This is a genomic window from Fictibacillus gelatini DSM 15865, assembly GCF_000430745.1.
Taxonomy (GTDB): domain Bacteria; phylum Bacillota; class Bacilli; order Bacillales; family Fictibacillaceae; genus Fictibacillus_A; species Fictibacillus_A gelatini.
Window position 1 is genome coordinate 46,867 of the sequence record NZ_AUMP01000021.1, and the last position, 17,218, is coordinate 64,084.

22 protein-coding genes are annotated in these 17,218 nt (G+C 39.6%); 18 read left to right on the forward strand and 4 right to left on the reverse strand.

Annotated features, from left to right (window positions below):
• Positions 1-78 precede the first annotated feature (78 nt).
• The 12 genes from H538_RS0112010 (at position 79) to H538_RS0112065 (ending at position 8,310) form a co-directional block, all read left to right on the forward strand.
• On the forward strand, positions 79-672 hold the full coding sequence (locus H538_RS0112010; protein WP_026677809.1) for a xanthine phosphoribosyltransferase: 594 nt from the start codon (positions 79-81) through the stop codon (positions 670-672).
• Positions 665-1,999, forward strand: a complete 1,335-nt coding sequence (locus H538_RS23745) for a nucleobase:cation symporter-2 family protein (RefSeq protein WP_051291457.1) — start codon at positions 665-667, stop codon at positions 1,997-1,999. Before H538_RS0112010 ends, H538_RS23745 begins: the two co-directional genes overlap by 8 nt.
• Before the next feature lie 117 nt (positions 2,000-2,116).
• Positions 2,117-2,335, forward strand: a complete 219-nt coding sequence (locus H538_RS0112020; RefSeq protein WP_026677810.1) for a hypothetical protein — start codon at positions 2,117-2,119, stop codon at positions 2,333-2,335.
• 91 nt (positions 2,336-2,426) lie between these two features.
• Positions 2,427-2,630: a DUF1657 domain-containing protein gene (locus H538_RS0112025; protein ID WP_026677811.1), complete on the forward strand. Its 204-nt coding sequence runs from the start codon at positions 2,427-2,429 to the stop codon at positions 2,628-2,630.
• Positions 2,631-2,703: 73 nt separating this feature from the next.
• Positions 2,704-3,150 (forward strand): YhcN/YlaJ family sporulation lipoprotein, encoded by a 447-nt coding sequence (locus H538_RS0112030; protein ID WP_026677812.1) that lies wholly within the window; start codon positions 2,704-2,706, stop codon positions 3,148-3,150.
• A 19-nt stretch (positions 3,151-3,169) separates the two neighbouring features.
• Positions 3,170-3,649 carry a stage V sporulation protein AC gene (spoVAC, locus tag H538_RS0112035; RefSeq protein WP_026677813.1) on the forward strand — a complete coding sequence of 160 codons (480 nt, stop codon included), beginning with the start codon at positions 3,170-3,172 and terminating at the stop codon, positions 3,647-3,649.
• On the forward strand, positions 3,650-4,663 hold the full coding sequence (gene spoVAD, locus H538_RS0112040) for a stage V sporulation protein AD (protein ID WP_026677814.1): 1,014 nt from the start codon (positions 3,650-3,652) through the stop codon (positions 4,661-4,663). It begins immediately after the preceding gene.
• Entirely contained in the window at positions 4,664-5,017 is a 354-nt protein-coding gene (gene spoVAE, locus H538_RS0112045; protein WP_026677815.1) for a stage V sporulation protein AE, read from the forward strand.
• Between the two features lie 61 nt (positions 5,018-5,078).
• The gene (locus H538_RS0112050; protein WP_026677816.1) at positions 5,079-5,285 is read left to right on the forward strand and encodes a DUF1657 domain-containing protein; all 207 of its coding nucleotides are present in this window, start codon (positions 5,079-5,081) and stop codon (positions 5,283-5,285) included.
• 37 nt (positions 5,286-5,322) lie between these two features.
• Complete coding sequence (locus tag H538_RS0112055; protein WP_026677817.1) at positions 5,323-6,192, forward strand: DUF421 domain-containing protein; 870 nt, start codon at positions 5,323-5,325, stop codon at positions 6,190-6,192.
• 97 nt (positions 6,193-6,289) lie between these two features.
• Entirely contained in the window at positions 6,290-7,384 is a 1,095-nt protein-coding gene (locus H538_RS0112060; RefSeq protein ID WP_026677818.1) for a carbohydrate kinase, read from the forward strand.
• Positions 7,381-8,310 carry a pseudouridine-5'-phosphate glycosidase gene (locus H538_RS0112065; protein WP_026677819.1) on the forward strand — a complete coding sequence of 310 codons (930 nt, stop codon included), beginning with the start codon at positions 7,381-7,383 and terminating at the stop codon, positions 8,308-8,310. The genes H538_RS0112060 and H538_RS0112065 overlap by 4 nt, the downstream gene beginning before the upstream one ends.
• 9 nt (positions 8,311-8,319) lie before the next feature.
• Here H538_RS0112065 and H538_RS0112070 read toward each other — a convergent pair whose 3' ends face one another.
• A complete protein-coding gene (locus H538_RS0112070) occupies positions 8,320-8,703 on the reverse strand; it encodes a hypothetical protein (protein ID WP_026677820.1) in 384 nt (127 codons plus the stop codon).
• Between the two features lie 118 nt (positions 8,704-8,821).
• Between H538_RS0112070 and H538_RS23750 the strand changes: the two genes are divergently transcribed.
• The gene (locus tag H538_RS23750) at positions 8,822-9,055 is read left to right on the forward strand and encodes a hypothetical protein (RefSeq protein ID WP_035350697.1); all 234 of its coding nucleotides are present in this window, start codon (positions 8,822-8,824) and stop codon (positions 9,053-9,055) included.
• Here the strand turns inward: H538_RS23750 and H538_RS23755 are convergent.
• Entirely contained in the window at positions 9,052-9,516 is a 465-nt protein-coding gene (locus H538_RS23755) for an Hsp20/alpha crystallin family protein (protein WP_051291458.1), read from the reverse strand. The two genes, H538_RS23750 and H538_RS23755, sit on opposite strands and share 4 nt — an antisense overlap.
• A gap of 73 nt (positions 9,517-9,589) precedes the next feature.
• Here H538_RS23755 and H538_RS23760 point away from each other — a divergent pair, with 73 nt between their 5' ends.
• The 5 genes from H538_RS23760 (at position 9,590) to H538_RS0112105 (ending at position 12,384) form a co-directional block, all read left to right on the forward strand.
• The gene (locus H538_RS23760) at positions 9,590-9,865 is read left to right on the forward strand and encodes a hypothetical protein (protein ID WP_035350745.1); all 276 of its coding nucleotides are present in this window, start codon (positions 9,590-9,592) and stop codon (positions 9,863-9,865) included.
• A 25-nt stretch (positions 9,866-9,890) separates the two neighbouring features.
• Entirely contained in the window at positions 9,891-10,124 is a 234-nt protein-coding gene (locus H538_RS0112090) for a hypothetical protein (RefSeq protein WP_026677821.1), read from the forward strand.
• 183 nt (positions 10,125-10,307) lie between these two features.
• Positions 10,308-11,294: a mannose-6-phosphate isomerase, class I gene (gene manA / locus H538_RS0112095; protein WP_026677822.1), complete on the forward strand. Its 987-nt coding sequence runs from the start codon at positions 10,308-10,310 to the stop codon at positions 11,292-11,294.
• 124 nt (positions 11,295-11,418) lie between these two features.
• Positions 11,419-12,033 (forward strand): TetR/AcrR family transcriptional regulator, encoded by a 615-nt coding sequence (locus H538_RS23765; RefSeq protein ID WP_051291459.1) that lies wholly within the window; start codon positions 11,419-11,421, stop codon positions 12,031-12,033.
• Positions 12,034-12,138: 105 nt separating this feature from the next.
• Positions 12,139-12,384, forward strand: a complete 246-nt coding sequence (locus tag H538_RS0112105; protein ID WP_407636394.1) for a YusU family protein — start codon at positions 12,139-12,141, stop codon at positions 12,382-12,384.
• Between the two features lie 50 nt (positions 12,385-12,434).
• Here the strand turns inward: H538_RS0112105 and H538_RS0112110 are convergent, their stop codons facing one another.
• Together H538_RS0112110 and H538_RS0112115 are read right to left on the reverse strand one after the other, a co-directional pair.
• Positions 12,435-13,826: a peptide MFS transporter gene (locus H538_RS0112110; RefSeq protein ID WP_026677824.1), complete on the reverse strand. Its 1,392-nt coding sequence runs from the start codon at positions 13,824-13,826 to the stop codon at positions 12,435-12,437.
• A gap of 400 nt (positions 13,827-14,226) precedes the next feature.
• On the reverse strand, positions 14,227-17,193 hold the full coding sequence (locus H538_RS0112115; protein ID WP_026677825.1) for a Tn3 family transposase: 2,967 nt from the start codon (positions 17,191-17,193) through the stop codon (positions 14,227-14,229).
• Positions 17,194-17,218: the final 25 nt, after the last annotated feature.

The following is a 17,218-nucleotide window of genomic DNA, read 5'->3' on the forward strand; positions in this document are numbered from 1 at the left end:
TCGAATTAAACTCGAAGGATTGCTTCACTTTGTAGCGATTCTTCGAGTTTTTTATTTTTATGTTAAAGGGTGAGGGTAGTGAACTTTCTTGAGAAAGTAATTTGTGAGGAAGGTACGGTATTGTCCGACAATATTTTAAAGGTTGATTCATTTTTGAACCATCAAATAAAACCGGAAGTGATGCTAGAGATCGGAAAGGAGTTCAGCCGTCGTTTTAAAAACGACCCGATCACAAAGATTTTAACGATTGAGTCATCCGGAATTGCACCAGCGGTTATGGCGGGGTTAGAAATGAATGTACCGGTTGTTTTTGCCCGCAAAAAGAAATCGTTAACATTAAATCAAGATTTGATTACGGCTCAAGTCTATTCGTTTACGAAACAAGAAACGAATGAAATATCGGTTTCGAATAAATGGCTGCTCCCTGAAGACCATGTGCTCATCATTGATGATTTTCTTGCCCATGGAGAAGCCGCACTTGGACTTGCTTCATTAGTAAAGCAAGCAGGAGCGACTATTAGCGGCATCGGAATCGTCATTGAAAAATCCTTTCAGGCTGGTCGCCGGAAGCTTGAAGAAGAAGGGTACCGAATTGAATCTTTAGCACGAATTGGCTCTCTTTCAAACGGAAAAGTAACTTTTGTTTCTGAAGAGGTGGCATGCAATGAATAAAGGAAAAGTGTTTTCTTTAGGCTTTCAACACGTGCTTGCAATGTATGCAGGGGCCGTTATCGTTCCATTAATCATCGGGCAACAATTACATCTTACAACGGAGCAGCTTTCTTATTTAGTATCGATCGATTTAGCGACTAGCGGGCTAGCCACATTGCTTCAAGTTTGGAGCAATCGATTTTTTGGCATAGGATTGCCGGTTGTTCTCGGATGTACATTTACGGCGGTGGGCCCGATGCTTGCCATCGGTAAATCATTTGGTATGACGGCCATTTACGGTTCTATTATTTTCTCTGGACTAATCGTTGTCCTCATTTCAGGGTTGTTTGGGAAAATTGCGAGGCTCTTTCCGCCGATTGTTACTGGATCTGTTATTACGGTGATTGGAGTGACATTAATTCCGGTTGCCATTGAAGATATGGCAGGCGGGAAAGGAAGCCCGGGTTTCGGATCAATAGAAAATCTTATTTTATCGTTCGGCGTTTTGCTTTTTATTATTGTTGTTTATCGTTTTTGCAAGGGATATCTTCGGGCAATCGCTGTATTGCTCGGGATGATTGTTGGAACAATTGCCGCTTATTTGATGGGGATGGTCGATTTAATGCCTGTTAAAGAAGCGTCGTGGTTTCATATGGTGCATCCATTTTATTTTGGTGTTCCTTCTTTTCACTTAAGTGGAATGATTACGATGACGATTGTCGCTATCGTAAGTTTAGTGGAATCTACCGGTGTATTTATGGCATTAAGTGAAATTTGCGAAAAGGATTTAAAGACAAATGATTTAACGAAAGGCTATCGTTCCGAAGGTCTTGCAAGCATTTTAGGCGGTCTTTTTAACGCCTTTCCATATACGACATTTTCGCAAAATGTCGGCCTTCTTCAGCTTTCAGGGGTGAAAACTAAAAACGTCATCTACGCTGCAGGCGGAATACTTGTTGTTTTAGGGTTTGTCCCGAAAATTGCAACCATTACGACATTAATTCCTACTTCCGTATTAGGAGGAGCGATGATGGCAATGTTTGGAATGGTCGTTGCCGCAGGAATTAAGACGTTAAGCAAAGTCGATTTTTCTAAACAAGAAAATTTGTTGATTATTGCTTTATCAGTAGGTGTTGGTCTTGGCGTGACAGTCGAGCCGCAAATGTTTGTAAAACTTCCACAGGGGGTTCAACTCATTACATCGAATGGCATCGTTGCCGGAAGTTTAACCGCGATATTACTGAATATATTGTTTACGTTAAAATCCAAAAAAATGAAAATTCCAGCTTTACACCATAACAAACAACCAATTCAACCGGTTGATAAAAAAATGACATCCACACTTTAAGAAATACGCTTTGTCGTATTTCTTTTTTTTATTTCCAATTCTGGTTTTCGTTTTGAAGGATGACAATTTCCGATCTTCATACACTAAATGTATTGAATATTTAAAGGAGGTGATAAAGTGAACAGATTAATCGGGATGGCATCCTTGTTTAACCGGCGAAATGGGCGGCTGTTGGACCCTGTTATGAGGAGGTTTGGCTACCGAAGAAATGGAAGAGGTGGCATTCTATTTTCTTCTCTTGCTTTAATCATTGGAATAGCTACAGCATTTTTCGGTATGCAAAAAGGCCGTAATCTGGCAGGTATCACGAATCTCGGTCAATTTCAGAAAAAATAAAGTTTATGCCAAAAATTACAAACATATTTCCTGTACAAGAAAGACATTCTAATTCATGAATTTGAAAACATTTATTTAAGGAGGTCAAATCATGACAGTTATCAATAATTTAAAACAAACGATTTCCGGATTAAAAAGCGCTCAGGCAAGCTTAGAGGGATTTGCCCTTGATACTGATAACCAACAAGCGAAACAACTTTATAAAAATGCTGCCCAACAAGCTCAAACGATTATTGATACACTCTCTCCACGCTTGCAGCAAGTAGAACAAGAAGAGCCTCAATATAAACAATAATTACGAAATAGCGAAAAAAGGGTGATACATTATATCATCCTTTTTCATCACTACATAGAAACGGAATGATAGGATGCGCAAGAACTATTTATACACATTATTTTTCGTTTTTTCTTTGATTGGCGGGATATCCGGCTGTACGGATCAAAATAAGGAACAATTGAAAACATCCAATATTCATGTGAGCTCGACAAGCCAAAAACCATCAAATACTGCAAAAGAAGCCATTAAAAATATGGAAGAAGTACAGGCGGTAAAAGCGGTCAATTCTGATAAAGAAGTTTATGTCGCGGTGAAAGTTGACCATTTTGACCGGTTTCGTTTAAAGAAACTCTTAAAGACAATAAAAAGTAAAGTGCAAAAACAGGTGCGCGGGAAAGAAGTATACGTTAGTGCGGATAAAAAAATTTACATGTTGTTGTCGGATCTGGAAAATTTGATTCGAACGAAAAACCCTGGCGAAAAAACAATTGAATCGAAATTAAAAGTCATTAAATCGGAAATGAATTCAGATATTTAATAAGAAAAGGGGCATTCAAATGGCAAACAAAAAAAATAAAAAGCTGACGCCGGTTCAACAAGAATATCAAAAATTTCAAAGTGAACGAGAAGCGAAACGCCCTGTCTTTAAAAATTGCGTGAAAGCTTTTTTTGTAGGGGGATTCATCTGTCTGATCGGTCAATTCATCTCATCATTTTACATTTATTTCTTTGATTTTACTGAACGTTCAGCCGGAAATCCAACTGTTGCTACATTGATCTTTATTTCAATGCTGCTTACAGGACTTGGCGTGTATGACCGAATCGGCCAGTTTGCTGGTGCAGGAAGCGCGGTACCTGTAACAGGATTCGGCAATTCCGTCGTTTCAGCATGCATCGAGCATCGAACAGAGGGATTTGTTCTCGGCGTCGGTGGAAACATGTTTAAATTGGCGGGATCGGTCATCTTGTTCGGGGTATTTTCAGCTTTTGTCATCGCAACGGTTAAAACAATTCTCATTCAATGGGGAGGCCTGTAAATGCTCAAAGGACATCGAACATGGGAATTTGAAAATAAGCCGGTTATCTTAGGCACGGCGGCGGTCGGAGGTCCATTTGAAGCACAGGGGAAAATAGCAGACGATTTTGATTTTCTTCATGCGGATTTATGGGCCGAACAAGATTCTTATGAAAAAGCGCAAACGGTGCTTTTTGAAGAATCTTGTAATAAAGCGATTGAAAAAGCAGGTGTAAGAAAAGAAGATATTCAATTTATTTTGGCAGGGGATTTAATCAATCAATTAACTCCGTCTACATTCGCCTGCCGGACGCTTGGCATGCCCTACCTCGGTTTGTTTGGCGCCTGTTCTACTTCGATGGAAGGGCTTGCTTTAAGTGCCTTTTTAGTAAATGGAAAAGGGGCAAAGTATGTTTTGACGGGCTCATCAAGCCACAATGCTGCTAATGAAAAACAATTCCGCTACCCGACAGAATATGGCGGACAAAAGCCGCCAACCGCCCAATGGACGGTGACGGGTGCCGGGTCCGCGGTTGTAGCAAGCGTTGGCGAGGGACCGCAAATTACATCGGCAACGATTGGAAGAGTGGTTGATATGGGACTGACTGATCCGTTTAATATGGGGGGCGCGATGGCTCCGGCCGCTGTAGATACAATCGAGGCTCATCTGCGGGACCGGCAAATTGATGCCTCTTATTATGACTTGATTGTGACGGGGGATCTTGGCCGTATCGGGTATACAGTGGCAAGAGATTTATTAGAGAAACACGGAGTATCATTGTCGGAACAGCATTTTCAAGATTGCGGCTTATTGATTTACAAAGATGATCAGCCTGTTCTTGCAGGTGGAAGCGGTTCAGGGTGTTCAGCCGTTGTCGTTTACGGTCATTTGTTGAATCGAATGAAAAAGGGTGAATTTAAGAAAATGCTCGTTGTCGCAACAGGTGCATTGTTATCTCCTTTATCGTTTCAACAAAAAGAATCGATTCCTTGTATCGCTCACGCCGTATCGATTGAGTATGGAGGTGGAAGTTAAATGGCCATCTTTTTTTGGGCTTTTATTATAGGGGGAATTATATGTGTCATCGGCCAAATTATGTTTGATGTGTTAAAGCTTACCCCCGCCCATACGATGTCAACACTTGTCGTCATTGGGGCGCTTCTTGATGGCTTTAATCTATATGAACCGTTAATCGATTTTGCCGGAGCGGGCGCAACAGTCCCAATCACAAGCTTTGGAAATGCGCTCGTTCATGGGGCAATGGCTGAAGCACATCAACACGGGTTGATCGGGGTGGTAACGGGCATGTTTAAGGTAACAAGCGCCGGTATATCGGCAGCTATCATTTTCGGCTTTATCGGAGCATTATTATTTAAGCCAAAAGGATAAAAAAGCGCTTGCGGCCGGGAAATATGACGGCAACAATGCAAAAATAAAGGAGTATTCAACTATGACAGTTGCTTCTAGCGTCAAACAATGTCTTGCAACGTTAAAAGGAATAGAGGCCGGATTTAGTGAATTTGCGCTGAAATCGCAAAGCAATGATGCAAAACGGATTTTTCATGATTGCATGATGGAAACAAGAGGCATCATTGCGGATCTTGAAAAGCGAATCGGGCAATTAGAACTTGAAGAACCACAGTATAAAGGATTTTAACGGATTTCTCTTAAAGGGGGGAAGGTCAGTGACAGATATTCCAAATTTACCAGGCTGGTTAGATATTTGCGTCCGTTCAATCGCCTTTTTAGTTGCATTGTTTTTATTGACAAAATGGTTAGGAAAAAAACAAATTGCTCAGCTTTCTTTTTTCGAATATATTACGGGAATTACAATTGGGAGTATTGCGGCTGAAGTGTCAACAGGGTTAGAAAGCAATTTCGTTCACGGTTTTATCAGCTTGATCGTTTGGACGGTTATCCCATTTTTGATCAGTTACATTTCAGTGAAAAATAAACGCCTCCGCAATTTTATTGAAGGCAAGGCGACCGTGTTTATTAAAGATGGAAAAGTGCTTGAAGATAATTTAAAGCGAGAACGTTATACGGTTGATGAATTGCTTGAACAACTAAGGAAAAAAGATGTATACAAGCTTGCAGATGTTGAATTTGCCGTCCTTGAACCGACAGGCGACTTAAATGTCTTACTAAAAAGGGAAAAGCAACCGCTTACCCCAAAGGATCTACTTTTGAAAGTCGCTCCGGAAAAAGAGACGCAAACGATTATAATGGATGGGAAATTGTTGGATGAACCACTTGCAAATAGCGGATTTAACCGCGCCTGGCTCCAAAAAGAGCTGGATAAACTTGGGGTCTCGCTTGAAAATGTGTTTATCGGACAAGTTGATTCATACGGAGGTTTAACCGTCGATCTGTACGATGATAAGCTCAGCGTCCCTTCTCCGCAAGAAAAACCGATGCTTCTTGCCAATATCAAAAAGTGCCAGGCGGATCTTGAAAGCTTTGCCTTGCAAACGGAATCAAAAGAAGCGCAGGCAATGTATATTAAAAATGCAAAACGGCTAGAAGAAATCATCGATAAAGCGAAGCATCTTCTTCAAGGTTAAGAGCTAAAAGTCATTGAACTTTTAGCTCTTTTTTAAAGCGTTTTCAAACATAAGTTTATATGATAAACTTATGTTTGAAGGAGGGAGGGGGGAAGTTATGGATAAAGAAAAACAAATTTTAGAATATATTCGTTTAAATCCGTTTATATCTCAGCAAGAACTTTCTGAAAAAGTAGGTTTGTCGAGGCCGGCCGTAGCCAATTATATTGCGAGTTTAATGAGGAAGGGGGAAATTAAAGGCCGTGCTTACATTCTCCGGGAAGAGTCTATGATCTTATGTATTGGTGGGGCAAATATTGACCGAAAAGCTCGCACAAAGCAAAACGTTAGATTGCATTCTTCTAATCCAGTTGTTATGTCTGAGTCATATGGCGGGGTCGCAAGAAACATTGCTGAAAATTTGCAAAAGCTCGGGATGGAGACAGCCATTCTAACTTGTGTCGGTGATGATAAAGAAGGAAAATCTCTTCTTGAACATACGAATAATCAAGGAATCGATATAAGCCAGGTTTGGACTTTTCCAACGGAGCGGACCGGAACGTATACGGCCTTGCTTAATATCGATGGTGAAATGGTCGTTTCATTAGCAGACATGGAGATTTACGATAAACTGACACCTTTACTGTTGGAGGAGAAATGGTCGTATATTGCGTCAAGCAATGCTGTCTTTTTAGATACCAATATCCCGGCTGATAGCATTGAATTCTTATTGAAACGTTGCTATGAAATAAATTTACCAGTTTTCATCGATCCGGTTTCTTCCACAAAAACAAGTAAACTTCCAAAACGTTTAGATGGGGTTAAGGCGATTCTTCCAAATCGGGAAGAAGCCGAAGAGCTCACTGGAATAAAGATTTTATCCATATCTGATTGCAAAGAGGCAAGTCAGGCTATTTTAAAGCTCGGTGTTGAAAGCGTTATCATTACACTCGGTGAAGAAGGTGTTTATTACGCTTCACAAGATGATACAGGACATTTGTTACCTTATGAAGTAGATATTGTTGATGTGACGGGGGCAGGTGACGCATTTGCTTCAGGTGTCATTTACGGCATGATGAATGGGAAGCCACTCGCCCTTTCATGCCAGTTTGGGCTCGCTGCGTCAGCATTGACGTTAATGACGGAGCATTCTGTTTCCCCATTATTATTGCCTGAAAAAATTTTGAAATTTGTAAAGGAGATTCCATTATGAAACTATTTTTATCCTATTCAGAAGAAGTCCAACAGGCGAAAGAAAAGAAGCTTCCAATTGTTGCTTTAGAGTCAACGATTATTTCGCACGGAATGCCCTACCCGGAAAACCTCGAAATGGCAAAACAAGTGGAAACCATTATTCGCGAACACGGTGCAGTGCCGGCGACCATTGGGATAATGAATGGAAAAGTGAAAATAGGTCTTAATGAGAAAGAACTTGAAGAATTTGCAACAAGCAAAGAAGTTGAAAAAGTTAGCCGCCGTGATTTTCCCTATATCCTTTCCACAAAGAAAATTGGTGCGACAACGGTTGCGGGAACGATGATTGCCGCAAAACTGGCAGGCATTCACACGTTTGCGACCGGCGGCATTGGCGGCGTTCATCGGGAAGGAGAAAAATCATGGGACGTCTCCGCGGATTTAACCGAACTGGCACAAACGAATGTGGCTGTCATTTGCGCGGGAGCGAAATCAATTTTAGACATAGGCAGAACTTTGGAATACCTCGAGACACATGGTGTCCCGGTTGTAGGATACAAGTGTGATGCCTTCCCTTCGTTTTATTCACGTGAAAGCGATTACCAGGTCGATTACCGTTTAGATACAGCAGAAAGTGTAGCCGAATTAATGGATGCCAAATGGAAGCTCGGTTTAGATGGGGGCCTTGTAGTCGCCAACCCTGTACCGGAAAAAGACGCGCTTCGCTATAACGAAATTGAAGAGGTGATCGGGAAGGCTTTGAAAGAAGCGCAGGATAGCGGCATTACAGGAAAAAAAGTAACGCCATTCTTGCTGGCTAAAATTAAAGAATTAACGGGTGGAAAAAGCTTAGAAACGAATATTGCACTCGTGAAACATAATGCTGAAGTAGCTGCAAAAATTGCCGTAGCCTTTAATCGCTTGCAACATCAACACCTGGACTAAATCCAGGTGTTATGTTGAATTTCGTGGTTTAATTGAATAGCTTGGCCCTTCTCCTTTTTTGTGTGTCTCTTCTTTTTTATTCGCCTTTTCCTCTCTTTTCTCGGCTAATTTAAGCCCCTTGTCACTTGGAATCGGCATCCCTTCGCCGTAATTGGCGCCAATATTCAGTTTACCGGAGAGTTCTTTTATCCCCAGCGCGCCAAAATTATTGTTCAATTCATATTTATCAATACAGATCTTTTCAATATTCAGTTTTTCAATAACGATTGGAGATGGCTTTTCTATCTCTTTTATTTCTTGTAATTGCATTTCGAGCCATTGAATCTTTTTATTTAATTCTTTTACATTCGAATCATTTTTTATTAACCGGTTGAGTACTCTTTTAAAAAGCATAAGGATCCCCACATTTCATTTCCGATTCATAGCTCCTACTTTCATTCATATGTACAAGTTAACTTTCTAGAAGTAAGAAGTGGAAGGCGGGCAAGGGAAAGGGGAGGAGGTGAGACAGGTGAAATTTCGATCTACAGAGGCGAACATATCATACATTAAAATTAATTCTCTTGGCCAGCACTGCAAGTTTTCCGTTGGCCAAACAGCTGCAACCGGCATTCATCAAACGAATAAAAAAACAGAAGGGTTCGGTGAACAAAATGCTGATTGTGTTCGGGTGCATATCCCCATTTCATTTGTAGACGACAGCGATATTTTCGATTGCATTAATCGAAAAAGATCACATCGCTAGTCGATCCGTATTTGTTTATGGGATGTATGGGCCCGCAAGATGCGAACTTCAAGCACGCCATTTTGAAATTTCGCTGCAGTCCGCGCTTCATTCACCGTTTCAGGGAGCTGTATAATCCGCTCAAACGAACCTTTTAATCGTTCAGACTGAATAGAGGTAATATCTTGATAAGGTGTTCGGGCAAATCCTTTAATCATTAATTGGTCGCCGGAAAGAGAAAGTTGGACATCACTTTTATTAAGCCCGGGCAAATCAATGACGACAATTAACTCGCGATGACTTTTATAAATGTCCACCCTTGGCAATTCGACAGGTGCATTATTTCCTCCTTGAAACCCGGGGATGTTTGCCAATTCGTTCATTTTCCTTGATTGGTCTTTATCGAATATGCCGTTCCAAAAATCCATTCCCTGAAACTTTTGCGCGATTTCCAGCCATTGCTTCAATTTGTCTACGTCCATTAACAATCACCTCCAGATCGATTAGGGAACATATTCATGGGGAGTGAACATATATTGTAAGGGAAAAGGGGGGATAATAGTGAGTTCACCTTCTATAGTCATAAATATTTTTCTTTTTAAAATTAATTCCTTTGAAAATGCTTCAGCAGTAAATATCGGGGAGAATTATTTAGCTGACTGGAGCAACTCGGATAAGAAAACGCAAGGGTTTGGCCAAAATTTTGGAGATGAAGGAGATTTTATAGCGACCCGAAGCTATGTAGATGATCGGGACGCGATAGATAATCCAGTTTTCCAGACATCTAAACCAGTTACTATCGATCCTCCTTTTAAAACGGCTTCATCTTAGACTCTGTTAAGAGAGGGGTACAACAATGAATTTTGCGCCAATGGTTGTCAATATACTCGGGTTCAAAGTGAATACGATGGACCGATCGGCCACGCTAAGCTTAGGGCCGATTCAGCAAGTTGATTTTTATCAATCCAATAAACGAAATCAAGGATTCGGCGAACAAAACGGCGACTTAGACGTTTATAATTTCCCGATAAATAATGTAGCGGACATGGATGTGCTTGATAATCCTTCTTCAAAAGGCAGCCTAGTTTAAAAAAAGCCCGGTTTCTTATTAAGGAGCCGGGCATTTTTAACCGTATCGCAAATTTTTTCTCTCCGATGTGGATGCTATTCCCGATTCGGACTTATCTCACCTCTCACTTCTAACCACTGAACAAAGTTGCGAAGCAATTTTGTTCTGGTACAATGGTTTTATCGTTGAAAGTGAGGGAGACCGATGTATCAAGAACCAATTTTTCTTCAACCCGTTTTTAAAGAGAGAATATGGGGCGGGACAAAGCTCCGTGACCGATATCAGTATGACATTCCATCTGACCAAACAGGAGAATGCTGGGGAATTTCCGCTCACCCGAACGGCCCGAGCATTATTAGAAATGGTCCTTTAAAAGGCCAATCACTGCTTTTGGCATGGAAAGAGCATAAAGAACTTTTCGGCGATCCAACGAGCGAAGAATTTCCGCTTCTTGTAAAAATATTGGATGCAAATAATGACTTATCCGTGCAAGTTCATCCTGATGATCAATATGCCCAACAGAAAGAAAACAGCCCCTATGGGAAAACAGAATGTTGGTACATTATTGATTGTGAAGACGGCGCTGAATTGATCTATGGCCATCATGCTAAAACGAAGGAAGAATTTCAGGAACTTGTAGATAAAGGAAAATGGGACAAGCTTCTTCGCAAGGTTTCGATTAAACCGGGTGACTTTTTTTATGTCCCAAGTGGAACAATCCATGCGATCGGAAAAGGTACCATGATTTTAGAAACACAACAAAGCTCTGACATTACTTACAGAGTATACGATTATGACCGGACGGATAGCGAAGGGAAGAAAAGAGAGCTTCATATTAAAGCCTCGATCGAAGTGGCAAATTGCCCCCATCATGATCCTGTAATTGAGCAAGAAGAGAAAAAGCTCGAAGGATTATCAAGCAAGTTGCTTGTTCGGGAACACTATTTTACCGTCTACCACTGGACACTGAAAGGAACGGTTGAAAAGCCGCTTGATTGCGATTATTTACTCGCCAGCGTTTTAAATGGCAGCGGAACGATTTCAATTGCTGATCGCACATTTTCATTCCATAAAGGCGATCATTTGATTATACCGGCAACGGTCAAGAATTACAGGCTGACAGGTGAAGCGGAGTTAATCGTTTCCCATCCAACGGAAAACGAGCAAATGAGGATAAGACAGCCAAAATAAAGCAGCCGAAATGGCGGATACTTTTAGAACCAGCAGCACATCGCTTTTGTCTGGTTCTTTTTTTCAGCTTTAAATCATGTTACATTGAAGATAAATTTACTAGTCGGTTTTTGGAGGATCCTTTATGCCTAAAGTCTCAGAAGAATATAAAGTGAAAAAGAGAGAACTTTTAATGGAAAGCGCCCTTTCTTGTTTCGCCGAAAAAGGGTATCAGTCTACGACAATGGATGATATTGTCGCAAAATCGAAAGCAAGCAAAGGGGTGATCTATAATTATTTTAAAAGCAAGGAAGAGTTGTATCTTTCATTAATGGAAGAACGAACGAATCGGACATTCGCTTTTTTAGCCGAGCGGTTTGAAAATATGCAAACGGCATCGGAAAAAATCCGCGAATTATTTCGGATTTACAGGGAAGCGACTTTAAATAAAAAGTGGCAAGAGGTTATCCAGGTCCATATGGAATTTTGGATCAATTCAGCGCGAGCTGGCCATTTAAGGGAAATCATGATGAATAGATACAAAAATCAATACCAGAGCTTTTTAGCTTCTATTATTGACGAAGGCCAGAAAAATGGGGAATTTCGCAAAGCGTTAGATTCAAAAAGGATAGCAAGTCTTTTTTGGGCGTTCATTGACGGCTTATGCACGCATTATTCCGTAATTGGCGACGACTATGACTATAAACATCTGTTTAAAGAAACGGAAGAAATGATGTTTTTGTATTTGGCCCGATCTTAAGAAAGATGATGAAAGTGCAAGTAGAACCGATCGAACAAATATCTTAATGTAACAATTTTCGCCAGCCGTGAAGCTACAATGGCTAAAAAGTAGGGAGAGATGAATGTGAATGAATTGGATGAGCAATTTGATGGATTGATAGAGAAATTTACAGAGCTTTTACTCGGGGAAAGTACGCCAGAGCTGAAGGCAAAAGTGGAAAAATGGGCACTGTACACGTACATGTCAAAAACGATGCCCGCTCTTGTCAAGCATTGGAATGAAAAATATCCGGACGCGAAAGAAGAAATGATGGGGCTGATCCGGGAAATAAAGCAGTTAAACGACGCACATCGAAATCAACAAAAATAGTCATAAGAAAAGGCCGGGAGTTATTTTCCCGGCCTTTGAAGGCTTGTCCGCTATTCCATCATTTTGACTAATTTTTTTGAAGCTACGAGTAAAATTAAACCTAGGGCAATCGCAATTAAACCAATTAAACCAAAAATTTCAAAGTATCCTAAACTTTCAGTTGTTGAAGCCAATTGTCCTGCTAAGATGTTAGCAATTCCTGAACTTGCAAGCCACACGCCCATTAACAATGAAGCTAATTTCACTGGCGCAATCTTACTTACCATCGACAAACCAACAGGTGATAGGAAAAGTTCACCAACTGTGTGGAACAAGTACGTTAATACGATTATGATTAAATTCGCTTTAGCAACAATATGATGTTCGTTGCTGCCTGTTTTTAATACGCCTAAAAGTAAAACCATATAGCCGACTCCAAGGAGAACCATTCCAAGACCCATTTTTGTCGGGATTTTTAGATCACCCTTTTTGGATTTGGAAAGCTTAATCCAAAGAGCAGACACAAGTGGTGCTAATAATATAATAAAAGCAGGGTTAACGGATTGGAACCATGATGTTGGCACAGTCCATCCTAAAATGCTTCTATCTACAAATTTATCTGTATAAAGTGTCATTGAGCTGCCGGCTTGTTCAAATCCAGCCCAGAAGAAAATAACGAAACAAGTTAAAATGACAATGACAGCAGTTCTTTGCTTTTCTTTTTTTGTTAAAGGTTTGTTTGATTTTACCCCTGTGCTCGTTTTGACAGGTTTGCCAACTGGCTTCTTCCCAATATCCCCGAGGAATCGATTGCCAAGAAGGTTAAACATTAACTGTCCAACAATCATTCCGATTGCAGCAGCCAAGAATCCATATTTAAAACCGTATTGAACAACACCATTAACGGTTGTTTTAAATAAATTTTCTGCTAAATAACCACATAAAAGAGGTGCAAAAAAAGCTCCGAGGTTAATCCCCATATAAAAGATTGTAAAAGCTGCATCTTTTCGCTTGTCATTTGCAGGATAAAGCTCACCTACAACAGTTGAAATATTAGGTTTAAATAAACCGTTTCCAATGATTAGTAATATTAATCCTATATATAATCCTATTTTACTATGTCCAGCAAATAAAGTAAGGTTCCCAATTGCCATGACCGTACCGCCAATTGTAATTGCTAAACGTTGGCCTATATATCTGTCAGTGAGCCAGCCTCCTACCATTGGCGTTAAGTATACCGCTCCAGTAAAAAAGCCGTAGATTAAAGCTGCTGTACTTTCTTTAAATCCAAGTCCTCCACTAATGTAAGCGGTTGTTAAATAAAGGACTAAAAGCGCCCTCATACCATAATAGCTAAATCGTTCCCAAGCCTCAGTTAAAGACAAAAAATATAATCCTGGAGGATGTTTTTGCTTTTTTTGTTGAGTCGGGTTTTCAAGGTGTTGTTCTAATGCTGCACCCATTATTTAAACCTCCTACTATTTAACTTTTTCTGTTGTTAAATATATTTTAATTTACTAAATATTTAGGAGTCAATAGAATTATTTGGGAATACCAACTAATTGCTCGTTGAGTGCTTTGAAAAATAGCGTAAAATCAATAGTTTCAGTCGATAAAATTTAATATTGCGAAAACTAGTAAAGCGGTTACATCATTGAAAGTTAAATCAATTGAGAATGACTTTGTAAGATAGATACTTGGTTGTCAAGTTAAAAAGAAAACAAACAAGCCGTCGCCTGTTTGTTTAAGGGGCGGAAGTGACTTTTAATCCTATGATTCCCCCAATAATGGGGTAGCGTCAGGAAAATGCGGATTTACAACGCTAAGCCCATTTTCAAGACGATTCCCCCAGTTTTAACAACGTTAAGAAAGTTTCAATGGTCTTAAAGAATCTAACGAGACCATTTTCTCCGAATTAAAATGGTATTCTCCAAGTAAATTAATATGTTCCCAACCTAGAGGTGACATATGGTGCAATAATTCTTCATTAAAACTACCTGACCGTTTTTGATATTCAACTGCCTTTGTTAGATGTAAAGTATTCCAGATACTGATGGCATTGATAATTATGTTTAAGGCACTGGCCCTTTGCAATTGATGCTGTATGGTTCGTTCCCTAAGCTCGCCTTGTTTTCCGAAGAAAATAGCTCTTGCCAGTCCATTCATGGCTTCTCCTTTATTCAATCCTTTTTGTATTTTTCTTCTTAATGATTCATCCGAAATATAATTCAAAATAAAGATCGTTTTTTCTATTCGGCCTATCTCACGTAAGGCTGTAGCCAAGCTGTTTTGTCTTGAATAAGAACCTAATTTCCCCATAATAAGGGATGCTGAAACTGTTCCTTCCCTTATAGAATGAGCTAATCGCAAAACATCCTCATAATTCTCTTTAATGACCTTTGTATTTATTTGTCCACGTAAAATGACTTCTAATTTTGGATACTCACTTGCCTTATCTATTGTAAATAATTTCGAGTCTGATAAATCTCGTATTCTTGGAGCAAATTTAAATCCTAATAAATGGGTCAGTCCGAATATTTGGTCTGTGTAACCAGCTGTGTCTGTATAATGCTCTACTATATTTAGATCCGTCTCATGGTGTAACAAACCATCCAAAACATGAATCGCATCCCTTGAATTAGTATGAATAATCTTTGTGTAATAAGAAGAAAATTGATCACTTGTAAAACGATAGATGGTGGCTCCTTTTCCAGTTCCATAATGTGGGTTTGCATCTGCATGTAGCGATGAAACGCCTATCTGCATTCTCATACCATCGGACGAGGATGTTGTACCGTCTCCCCAATAGGAGGACAATTGCAATTTGTGATGAAAATTTACTAATACGGCTTGGGCTTTATTCATTGCATCTTCATACATGCGCCATTGTGATACATTGGCCAATTGCTTATATGTAAGTCCGGGTGTTGCTTCAGCCATTTTGCTTAAACCAATATTCATTCCCATTCCTAAAAGAGCAGCCATAATAATAATTGTTTCTTCTTTATCCGGTTTTCGATTATTGGAAGCATGAATAAATTGCTCATGAAATCCTGTTATATAAGCAATATCCATCAGTAAATCGGTTAATTTTATTCTTGGTAGCATCTGATACAGGCTTGCACTAAATTTTTTTGCTTCTTCTGGAACATCTTTTTCTAATCGTGCAATTGACAGCTTTCCTTTTTCAAGAGAAACCCCGTCTAACTTGTTGGAATTGGTAGCTAACCACTTTAACCTTTTGTTAAGGCTGCTTGTTCTCTCCGTCATATAATCCTCGAATGATAAACTAACTGATAATCTTGTATTCTCCTTCGTTTGATTCCATGTATCTTCTGAAAACAAATATTCTTCAAAGTCTCTATATTGTCTGCTGCCAACAATGGAAACATCTCCTGCCCTAACATGCTCCCGAAGTTCTGTTAAAACAGCCATTTCATAGTAATGACGATTGATTGTTGTACCATCATCCTCGTATAAATGCTTTTTCCAACGTTTTGAAATAAAATCCACAGGTGAGTCATCAGGCACTTTTCGCTTTCCGGATTCGTTTATTCCACGGATAATCTCAACAGCTTGTAAAAGTGGCTCATTTGCTTTTGTAGAATGAAATTCCAATACCCTTAATAGCGTTGGCGTATATTTTCTAAGTGAATAAAATCGTTTTTGCAGTAAGTCTATATAATCAAAGTCGGCAGGGCGTGCAAGCTCCTGAGCTTCTTCGACCGAAGAGACAAAAGAATTCCATTCGATAACGGATTCTAAAACCTCAAAAACGTCTAATTTTTCCTTTTTTGCTTTGATTAAAGCTTGTCCGATGTTCGTAAAGTATATAACTTTCTCATTCAGCTTTTTACCGTTTTGTTTCTGAATTTCCTCTTGAGCCTTACGGCCTTTTGATAACAGACTAAGTATTTGTCTATCATGAATTTCAAAAGCTTTATCCGTTAACTCTTGAGTAAGATGTAATAAATAGACAGTTAATATCGAATATCGCTTATTTTCTTGAAAGTCACGGAATGCATATGGCTCATATCTTGAGCCTAAGCGAGATAGTTGTAACAGGCGATTGCGATGCAAATGACTAATTTGTACCGTTTCTAATTCCATTCCTCGTATGTATTCGAGTCGTTCTATTACTTTTAGAAATGTTTCGGGTGAAGGATGACCCGGTGGTTCCTTTAACCAACCCAATATCGTTTTATTGGATTCGGATGGATGCTGCGAAGTAATGATCTCTTCAAGCTTTCCTTTTTGTTCATTTGTAAGAGATTGACTAACAGTATTAAACAGTTTCTTTTCAGCCATTGTCCTTGCCTCCCACACCATTCTTTCAAGTGTAGTAATAGCAGGCAGTATGATTTTGTTTTTTCTTAGAAAATCTATACATTCATGTAGTAGATGTATGGCATCGCCATTTTCAAAAGCTAATTGATGAAGATGCTTAAGTGCTATTCGATATTCTCTTAGAGTAAAAGTTACAAAGTCGTATTCACTTCGAAGTTCTTTCAAATGATCCCAAAGTGTATTTTCTCTTTGAGGATAAAGACTAATCGAAGATGGAGTGGCACCGATTTGTTTCGATATATAATGTATGACTGATTCCGGGATGCTTTTGATATGAGTGTATGGCCAACCGGGATACCGAAGAACAGCTAATTGAACAGCAAACCCTAAACGGTTTTCTTCTCTCCTTCGCTTATTAACTATTTCTAAATCCCGTTTGGAAAAAGTGAAGTAGGTCCCCAATATCCATTCATCTTCAGGGATTTGCATAAAATCCTGCCTCTGTTCCAGTGTAAGCAATTCTCTACCTCTCGCAATTTTCATTCAGTATCATCCCATTTCCATAATT